The 10,080-nt window shown below is 41.7% G+C and carries 6 protein-coding genes and 1 pseudogene; 4 read left to right on the forward strand and 3 right to left on the reverse strand.

Features of this window, described 5'->3' with window-relative positions:
* Nucleotides 1–496: 496 nt before the first annotated feature.
* Genes L4D76_RS22825 through L4D76_RS22840 form a run of 4 tightly spaced genes read left to right on the forward strand, consistent with a single transcriptional unit; the run spans nt 497 to nt 6,322 of the window.
* Nucleotides 497–2,068: a TerB N-terminal domain-containing protein gene (locus tag L4D76_RS22825; protein WP_428443169.1), complete on the forward strand. Its 1,572-nt coding sequence runs from the start codon at nt 497–499 to the stop codon at nt 2,066–2,068.
* Between the two features lie 2 nt (nt 2,069–2,070).
* The gene (locus L4D76_RS22830) at nt 2,071–2,805 is read left to right on the forward strand and encodes a tellurite resistance TerB family protein (protein ID WP_428443170.1); all 735 of its coding nucleotides are present in this window, start codon (nt 2,071–2,073) and stop codon (nt 2,803–2,805) included.
* A 2-nt stretch (nt 2,806–2,807) separates the two neighbouring features.
* Nucleotides 2,808–4,127, forward strand: coding sequence for an ATP-binding protein (locus L4D76_RS22835; RefSeq protein ID WP_428443171.1), 1,320 nt, complete (start codon nt 2,808–2,810; stop codon nt 4,125–4,127).
* Nucleotides 4,124–6,322, forward strand: a complete 2,199-nt coding sequence (locus L4D76_RS22840; protein WP_428443172.1) for a DEAD/DEAH box helicase — start codon at nt 4,124–4,126, stop codon at nt 6,320–6,322. Before L4D76_RS22835 ends, L4D76_RS22840 begins: the two co-directional genes overlap by 4 nt.
* A 668-nt stretch (nt 6,323–6,990) precedes the next feature.
* Here L4D76_RS22840 and L4D76_RS22845 read toward each other — a convergent pair.
* From L4D76_RS22845 to L4D76_RS22855, 3 genes and pseudogenes are all read right to left on the reverse strand, one after another.
* Entirely contained in the window at nt 6,991–7,743 is a 753-nt protein-coding gene (locus L4D76_RS22845; RefSeq protein WP_428443175.1) for a DEAD/DEAH box helicase, read from the reverse strand.
* A 311-nt stretch (nt 7,744–8,054) separates the two neighbouring features.
* Nucleotides 8,055–8,792 carry an IS6 family transposase gene (locus tag L4D76_RS22850; protein WP_428443173.1) on the reverse strand — a complete coding sequence of 246 codons (738 nt, stop codon included), beginning with the start codon at nt 8,790–8,792 and terminating at the stop codon, nt 8,055–8,057.
* Nucleotides 8,793–8,857: 65 nt separating this feature from the next.
* A pseudogene (locus tag L4D76_RS22855) lies at nt 8,858–9,631 on the reverse strand (IS1595 family transposase); the annotation flags it as partial.
* Nucleotides 9,632–10,080: the final 449 nt, after the last annotated feature.

Genomic DNA, 10,080 nt, shown 5'->3' on the forward strand with positions numbered 1-10,080 from the left:
TGTGTATTTAGCCAGCCTGACTACTTACACAGTGGTTTCTGATTTATTTAAGATTCTGTCCGGTAATGTGTCCTTTCCGGTCTCACATGAAATTCTTTCCGGGCAAATGGGACTGAAGAATAGATGTTATCTTGTTGTTTATTAGTGTCATTTTGCTTTGACGGTGATTTTCTGAAAATCACTTTTCCGGTTAAGCATAGACATCAATGTCATTAACCTTTGCGGTACTGAACTAGGGCATGATGATATAACACCACCCAGAACTTTGATTGGGTGCAATCAGCTGTCGTGAAATATCTAATAGAGATGCCTTCAATCTAGCTTTTTTGGGGGGCGCTCTTTCTCGGAAGTTACTTTACAGACGAATTTAGAGTGTTTATCTGAAATCAATCCGTATACGGGGTATAAGTATGCCATCGATGTAACATCCAAATGTTTCATATGGGGCTAAACTACCTTAATATCATCAAGGGCTTACTACGCTTAGGAATACATCATGGAGTTTTTGCTGTTTTTGGGTGGCTGTTACATTATTTATGTTTTGTTTTTCAAAAAACAAAAGAACTCGAAACAAATGTCAAATCAACCGCAAAAAGTGAAAAATGATTGGGATAACTTTAAGATTGAAGCTTCTTCTCAGAGAAGTAGGTCTCAAAAAGAATCAAGTATTAACGAAGAGTTAGATGATGATCTTGCAACATTTACTATCTCCTATGGCTATGAAGAGGAGGTAAGCAAAAATAAAGCAGTAGGTCGTTGGATAAGCCCTGGTGAATCGGTAGTTGTAAATGGTCGAAAAATTACTAGTGGTAACTTCTATTTTGGGGGACAGCTGAGCTCTTTAGATGGATATGGTACTGAAGCCTCTCTCATTGACGATTCGCTACAAGTATCCAGTACATCAACATTGGACTCACATACACTTGAGGATGATTCCGTAGGGTACTGGCCTAAATATATATCACTATCTGCTAGATGTCGTGGTTTATACCTTGATTGGCTTGCGAGTGATAGAAGCAAGCCAGACATGCCGATTGGCTATATATTCATTTATTTTTACGGGCTAGAAAGACGTGTCGTGGTTGATGCAACTCAGGGGAATGTTGAAGACTTTGAATACATTTCATTATTTGATGAGCTGCAGCGACTGAGAGCGATATATTCGCATAATCCTTCTTTCTTTAACTACTCAACCCGTTTACTTGAACTGATGTGCCTGACTCAGCCTGATATTGTATCTCTTCAAGAAAATGAGTTTTCACCAGGCAGTGATTCCCTATTATTCAAGCATAATTTGGCTACAACCGTTCATGACGAAGAACCAATCCCCGCAGAAATGGCATTGGCTTGGGTTAAGTTCTATCCAGAATATAATCTCAGAACCCCGGCAAGGCGCTGTGATGTCGAGTTCGCGAAGCTATTTAAGTCGAAATACACGGAAAAATTTGGAGAAGGTTTAGTCGTCAAACCTAATAAGACTAGGTTGAAGCTTGAATACTGGCCCGCCAGTAGTTCGATCCGAGGTGTAAAGATTGAGCCGCAGGACTTACCTGATCCAAGTGTATTGAAGGCTCCAGTGAAAAAGCTTATTGCGATAGCAGACAGCTGTACAAATGAGCTTGATGCATATAGTCGGTACCTTGGTAAGAAAGGTACTTCGAAAAACGACGTCGCTGCAGTGATGTTGTTGCCAGGTGAATTGGCCAATGCAGAGTCATCATCTGTTATTGGTGAATTCAAAATTTGGGCTGACACAAGTATCTCTGTTAACAAAGGACTTGTAACAGTTGCCGACTTTTGGGCGCATACTGGAACTCCTCTCCCTGTCAAAATCAACAAGAAAGAAACTGAACTTATTCAAAGTCTTGCCCAGAAAGCAGGTTTCGGAATTGCACCTGACTCTCGATATCATAATGCAAAACTTACCTTAGACGGTAAGGTAGTGTTGTTTCTTGGAGGTCATGGTGACTTCTTTGAACCATCAAAAGCATTCAATGAAGTGGGTATGGCACTGCGACTTGGATCCATGGTTGCGAATATTGACTCGATGTTGATGAATCAGAATTAAATGTGCTTCATCAGTTAATAGCTCACAATACTAAGCTTTCACCAACTGAAAAGAGTTCATTAAATGCTTATCTAACTTGGCGATTAAATACTCCTGCCAATATGACAGGCTTAAAAGCACGGTTGGAAAAGCTGGGTGATAAGGAGAAAGCTGCGGTCAGTCATATCCTCATAGGTGTTTCCTTAGCCGATGGAAAAATTGATCCAACAGAAATCAAACAGCTTGAGAAACTTTATACAGCACTCGGTCTTGATAAATCTCTAGTAACAAGTGATATCCATAGGTTCTCTTCTAGCAAAGCTAGTACTCAAATCTCACCAATATCAACCACTTCGGTCAACTCCGCAGTGCAAGATCAAGATAAGCCTCGCTTTGAGTTGGATGAGGATATCTTGGCTCTACATGAATCGGAGACAAAAGATGTTCAAAGTATGCTAGGAGCCATCTTTGTTGATGAAGAACCTGAACCACAGAATGAGAAACAAGTGGAATCATCATCGGGACAAAGCGCTGGTGGATTAGAAGCTTCACACCATGAGCTTTATCAGAGTCTTATCTCGAAAGAAAAATGGGCACGCAAAGAAGTTGCTGAACTCTGTCAGAAGCTTGGTTTGATGATAGATGGTGCAATTGAAACTATTAACGATTGGTCTTTTGACATGGTAGATGCTCCGGTTCTGGATGATGACGATGACATCTATGTCGACTTAGAAGTAGTTGAAGAATTGGAAGGTTAAGCATGGCAGAAAAACGTATTCGTCTCAAAGAACGAGACGCGATTATTCAATCTTTAAAATCTGGTGTTACTCCTAAGATAGGTATCCAGCATATTCAGGTTGGTCGATCAAATGAGCTTAAAGCGTTGTATCAGGATATAGAACGGATCACTGAAGGTGGTTCCGCATTTCGCCTCATAATTGGAGAATACGGCTCAGGTAAAACATTCTTCTTAAGTGTTATTCGTTCCATTGCATTAGAAAAGAAGTTGGTAACTGTAAACGCTGATCTTGCACCTGATAGACGTATTCACGCATCATCAGGTCAAGCACGTAATCTGTATTCAGAGCTTATGCGCAATTTGGCAACTCGGAATAAGCCTGACGGTAATGCTCTCACCAGTGTTGTTGAGCGGTTTGTGACTGAGGCTAGAAAAGAAGCAGAGGCAAAAGAAGCCAATGTGTCTTCTGTAATCCACGAAAAACTGGCTTCGCTCTCAGAACTTGTTGGCGGTTACGATTTTGCAAAAGTTATTGAAGCTTATTGGATTGGACATGAGCAAGATAATGAAACCTTGAGATCAAATGCTATTCGTTGGTTACGTGCAGAATATTCAACAAAAACTGACGCGAAGAAAGATTTGGGGGTTCGTACAATAATTTCAGACTCATCATTTTATGATGCTTTGAAATTGATGAGTTTATTTATTCGACAGGCTGGTTACGAAGGCCTTTTGGTTAACCTAGATGAAATGGTAAATCTGTATAAGTTAAACAGCACTCAGGCTCGTACTTCAAACTATGAACAAATTCTTAGAATTCTGAATGACTGCCTGCAAGGCACAACAGAACACCTTGGTTTTTTGTTGGGTGGAACCCCCGAGTTTTTACTTGACCCGAGAAAAGGGTTATATAGCTATGAAGCCCTACAGTCACGATTAGCAGAAAATAGATTTGCCCAAAGAGCAGGTGTTATTGATTATTCTTCGCCAGCGTTGCATCTAGCCAGCCTTACACCAGAGGAGCTTTATATTTTGTTGAAGAATCTTCGTCACGTATTTGCAGGCGGAGATACGTCGAAGTATTTAGTTCCTGATGAGGCATTGAAATCATTTCTACATCACTGTAGCAAAACTATTGGTGATGCGTACTTTCGCACGCCAAGGAATACCATTAAGGCGTTTTTGGATATGCTCGCAGTATTAGAACAAAATCCTTCAGTAGTATGGTCACAACTGGTTGAAGCATCAATAGTTGAAGCGGATCGTCCTAGTGATGTTGAACTTGACGTTATTGGAGAGCAAAACTGTGATTCTGAGGGTCTAATAGACTTCAAGTTATGATGGATGAATATCAACTTCTCGACACCCGAGTTCAACGGTGGGTGTTTAAGCAAGGTTGGCCTGACTTAAGAGAAATCCAAAAGCGAGCCATTAACCCGATTTTATCTGGTGATCGAGATGTGTTGATTAGTGCATCTACTGCTGCGGGTAAGACAGAGGCATTCTTTCTTCCCGCCTGTAGTGCAATTGCTGATATAGAGGAAGGTTTTGGTATTCTCTATATAAGCCCTCTTAAAGCTCTTATTAATGATCAGTACCGTCGATTAGAAAGTCTTTGTGAAGTGCTAGATATGCCTGTTACACCTTGGCATGGTGATAGTGCACAGTCGAAAAAGAAAAAGGCGAAGAAAGCACCCTCTGGCATTTTGCTTATAACACCTGAATCATTGGAATCAATGCTTGTAAGAGATGCTGGCTGGGTGCAACAAGCTTTTGGCTTTCTTAAATACATTGTTATTGATGAGTTTCATGTGTTTATTGGTTCAGATCGTGGGCAGCATTTACTTTCATTATTGAATAGGCTAGAACACCTGCTTAATCGGTACTCTGATCCGATTCCACGAGTCGCATTAAGTGCAACACTAGGTGAATTAGATAAAGTTCCTTTATCCTTGAGACCGAATCAGAGCATGCCATGTGAAACCATAACTAGTAGCAAAAGCCATGCAACACTTAAAATCCAGGTTCGTGGTTATATAGAGCCCTTGGACTTACAACCCGACGATTTACGAGATTCGGCTGAAGATCAGATTTGCGAGGAGTTATATAGATTATGTCGCGGTGGTTCTCATTTGGTATTTGCAAATAGTCGCAAACGAACTGAAAGTATTGCCGCTCAACTGAGTGATTTATGCGAGCAAAATATCGTTCCCAATGAGTTCTTTCCGCATCACGGCTCGCTATCTAAAGAGCTTCGGGAAGAGCTGGAAGCTCGGTTGCAAAAGGAAATGCTACCAACGACCGCTGTGTGTACCATGACGCTTGAATTAGGTATCGATATAGGTAAAGTTAATTCGGTTGTTCAGGTCACTGCTCCACATTCTGTATCTAGTCTTCGGCAACGAATGGGGCGTTCCGGTAGAAGAAATTCTCCGGCAATTCTTCGCATGCTTATCTCTGAAGATGAACTTACTAAAAGCTCTAGTATTATCGATAAACTTCGAATGGAGTTGGTTCAATCGTTGGCCATGATTCGATTGCTGATTGCCAGTAAATGGTTTGAACCTGCTGATACAAGCCAAATGCACTTTTCGACGTTATTGCACCAAGTGCTAGCCGTAACCGCCCAGTGGGGAGGGATACGAGCAGATCAGCTTTATACATTACTCTGTACGAATGGCCCTTTCCAAAAGACAACGATCCAGCATTTTAAGTTGTTGCTATCCCATATGGGCTCTTGTGAACTATTGACTCAGCTATCGAGTGGCGAACTTGTGCTTGGTATTCAGGGAGAGCGGTTAGTAAACCAATATACTTTCTACGCAGTATTCAAAACACCAGAAGAGTTTCGTGTCGTGGTCGGCAATAAAACCCTAGGTACATTACCAATAGACTCGGTCGTCATCCAGGGACAGCATATTATTTTTGGTGGTCGCCGTTGGAAAGTGCTCGATGTAGATAGCGATAAGAAAGTAATTCATGTGGAAGCTACTAAAGGTGGCAAGCCTCCGTCTTTCGGTGGAGATGGGATGTCTATTCATGATGTTGTTCGTCAAGAGATGTTCCAAATATATTGCGAGGGTGATTACCGCATACAAGTTGGTCATGGAAAGGTAGATTACATAGACACAGCAGCTAAGAGCCTTTTTAAGGAAGGTGTATGTTTCTTTAAGGATAGTAAGCTAGAGTCAAAATCAATTATTCAGCAGGGACAGTACGTTTATATCTTTACCTGGATGGGTGATAAAGTTGTCAATACGATATCAGCAATCCTTTTGCAAAGTGGTTTCAAAGCCGGGGCGTATGCTGGAGTCATAGAGGTAGAGATGGCTTCCATTGATGATGTAGTCCAATGCCTCAAAAGTACTGTTAAAACTGGATTACCAACAGAAGCAGATTTGGCTAAAATGGTTGATGAAAAGCATATTGAAAAATATGACGAGTACTTACCTGATGAACTACTTTGTGAAGGGTATGGGTATCGTGCATTTGACTGCGAAAAAGCTGAGGCTTGCTTAACTAAATTAGTTATGTGACGTCGGATAATGACCCGGAGATTCATTGGGTTGATAGCCATCAGTTGGATAAATTAAATGTTTTTATCGATGAACACATTGAACGTATTGATGGCGAAATCCTTTCATTTGTAACCGTTCCTCCGTATTACTAGACGGGGGAATTAATTTACTAATCTCACTTCAAATACTTTGCATTCGCCCAACCATAGCTATTTTTGAACTTAATCATTTTCCAATCTTCATGAGATATTACTAATCTAAAGACTGACACAAAAACTCAAAAAGGAGAGTAGATGGCTCCCTGGTCGCGGCTCCCCCCCAAATAATCATCTTTGAACCTGTCCAAATTGCCTTATGTGAATATCTTTCTATTGGTGCGAGTGAAATAGATGTTGGTTCCCAAGTATTATTGATGGCGTCAAAAATGCCACCTGTATGCAAATACAACAATACCGGTTAAGGGACAACTTAAGGGACAAAATACAAGTTAAAGGACAATTCCATTGAAATCTGTCATCTATATGTCCCCGTTGAGTTGTTTTTTTAAAAGCACCTGACTACGCTAACAAGCGTCATATACATTGTGTTGCCAAGCTATGGGGGCAGAACGAGGCGGACTGTCCTCTGGTTTGTTTGGGATAAGTTGTATCGCTGGAGCAAAACCTAGCCTGACAATAGAATCGCTTTTACTCTTTTTGATTGGCAATCTCATATCCCATGGCTTTGTAACTTTTGGCTCTTTTATCAAACATTCTTTGTAGCATTGGTAACTTGATATCCACGTAATCATAGATAACAGTGTCGTGTTTACCATCGGATTGCCGATGAATACGGCCTGCATATTGGGCTAGTGTTCCTCGCCAGGAAATAGGCATCGTAAGAAATAATGTGTCGAGGCGAGGAAGGTCGAAGCCTTCACCGATGTATTTACCTGTTGCGACGATTACTTGAGCATCTTGTAATTTCTCATTTGCGTCTTCTCGCTCTTTGGCTTTCATCGCTCCTCGAAGCACTACGACGCTTAACTTTTGGGCCTCTAATAGCTTTAAGAGTAAATTGGCATGCTCTCTTCGTTCTGTCAGAAGTAGTGGGTGGCGACCAGCTTTAGTTGCTTCAGTCACATCACTTATGATCTGTTGGTTTCTTCCATGATTTTCCATAATCCAGTGATAGACGGAAGCGATGTGTGGTCGTTTTTCTAGTTCACTGAGTTCTGGCGGTGGTTGGCTGCGTACATGTTTTATGTGGACGGTTTGAGTAAAAGAATTGCTATGGCTTGAAATGACTTTATGCCTTACTGGGCCTGCTAGCATAAACATGATCTTTTGATGTCCATCTTGCCTATCTGGTGTTGCTGTTAGTCCATGTACGTATTTAGCATTTACTTCATTGATAACCATCTCATATCTTGCCGCTGAAATGTGGTGGCATTCGTCGATTTATACTTTTTGGAATCGTTCACAAGGTAGGTGGGAGGTTTTTCTAGGCCGTATATGTGGGGGCTTTCGAGGTGATCGTCAAGCAAACATTGTGGGAAACCCCGAATCCTTGTTCACTAGCACGGTGTTCGCCACATTGGACATAAGCTATACACTACTCGATACTTATAAGTCACCCATAATGTTCACCAGTTTGGATATCACGCGCCGAGCAGTTCAGTCTGCATGATATGGCCACTGATGCTTTGCTTTGAATGGGCTTGTTGCAAATAATCAGATAAGACAGATCTACCCAGTGATGGGCTTAATGATTACTGGTAAACAACCTCAACATTGAAGAGACGATTCATGAAGGCGGATCTCTCCCGCACAAGGGTTTTACGTTCATCATGACGAAGCCAGAAATCAAACTGGCCTTTGTTCAACATCCGTAATGCTTCGAATCCCTGGATTGTTGACCAGGCTCGCTTTCGTATTTTAAAACCGCCGGTGGCTACAACGAGCTTCTTGATGGGGGCGTGATCGGACTCGATGCCATTATTGAGGCACTTCACTTGCCGCTGCTCGACATCCGCTCGCAGTCGTCCCTCCTTCTTCAAGCGGGCAATCGCATTGGCGTATGAGGAATGCTTGTCGGTGTTTAACGTTTTAGGCTGATTATCTAAGTCATAACATCTCAAGCAGCGCCTAAGAAACTGATAAGCAGCTTCTTTATTACGTTTGTGAGAGAAATAGAAATCCAGCGTTTCTCCTTGTTTATTGATGGCACGGTAAAGGTAGTGCCATTTCCCTTTCACTTTGACGTAGGTTTCATCGAGCTGCCACGATGAGTCAGTGCGGATGAATTGATGGCGACGTAATTTCTTACGTAATGCCGGGGCATATTCAATGAACCAACGATAAATGGTCGAACGATTAACCGAAATCCCTCGTTCTGCCAGCATGTCACTGAGGTTTGCGTAACTCATTGGTGTCGAACCATACCAACGAAGGCACCAAAGAATGATTTCAGGGGCAAAGTGTTTCCATTTGAATTCGGGGTTGGTCATTGAGTCGCTAGATTAGATGGGAAAGAAGGAACTCTGAGCCGAGACTGAATTTTTTGCAACAAGCCCCCATGCATTGCGTTTTTTACGTTGCTGATCATTGTGTTAACCCATTTGAAATACGGCAACTCTACACAATCAGCACCCCCGCCGGTCACTATTGAATAGTGAAAACTTTCCGCATCCTCAATACCACGAAAACAAGCAAGGCCATCAGATATAACCAGTGATTTAGGACATAAATGAGCTTTTGCCCAACGAGTAAGCTCTTCTTTTTTAAAGCCTTTAACTGCGCTGAAACGCATTCGTATTGGGTGACCTTCTTTGTTCAACGATACTGCGGCAACAAAAGTACGCTTTCCCTTAGCACCGCGTCCTCGAACACCACGATGGACACCGCCCCAGTAAACATCGTCTAGTTGCACATAACCATCCAAAGGTGTTTCATCATCACGTTCTTTCATCGCTTGCATTAGCTTTTGTTTCACTCGCCAAGCCGTGTTGTATGAGACACCGAGCTGCCTTGAAAGCTCAAGAGCAGAGATGCCATTCTTTTCTTGTGTTATTAGGTAAATAGCTAGAAACCAGATAGTTAAAGGTAGTTTAGAATGCGCAAAAAGAGTGCCTGATATTAATGAAGCTTGATGATGACACTGGTTACATTGATATAAGGCGCGTGACTTTAACTGACAATATTTTTCATGATGACAGTTAGGGCAGCGGTAACACGTTGGCCAGCGCATATTAAACAAGCGGTTCTGGCATTGTTCTTCAGTACCATACTCTTCAATAAAGCGATGAATAGAAATGCCTTTTTGGAACTGAACCTGATTTTTAGCCATGCTCATATCCTCATCATTTAACTAATCTAAATGTAGTTCATGAGAGCTGAGCATTAGTGGTAATCAGAAATTTCTAAGATGTTTATGTCGCCATTCTTTAACATTGATTCATCATCTTTTTGCGAAGGTTAATCGACAACAGCATAACAAACAGTATCTATTACGTTAAATCGGAGCGGAACTGACGTGATCATGTAACGGCCAAAGACAAGAAAGGCCGCCAGTGGCGACCTATCAGACGAATCTGGGCTGTGTTAGCAGCAGAGCATTTTGAGGGTGCAAGTGACATTTCTATCTTGGTTGGCAAACATATTGTATAGCAAGGTTATATCAACAAATTGGATTTATGTTCAAGCTCAAACTATGCTTGCCTTGTTGCATATAATGGGTGGTAGATATATGACCTCCTATATGAAGCTGACTTTTCTTTAACCTCTGGCTGTAAGGCC

It is taken from the genome of Photobacterium sagamiensis (assembly GCF_050337085.1).
Taxonomy (GTDB): Bacteria; Pseudomonadota; Gammaproteobacteria; order Enterobacterales; family Vibrionaceae; genus Photobacterium; species Photobacterium sagamiensis.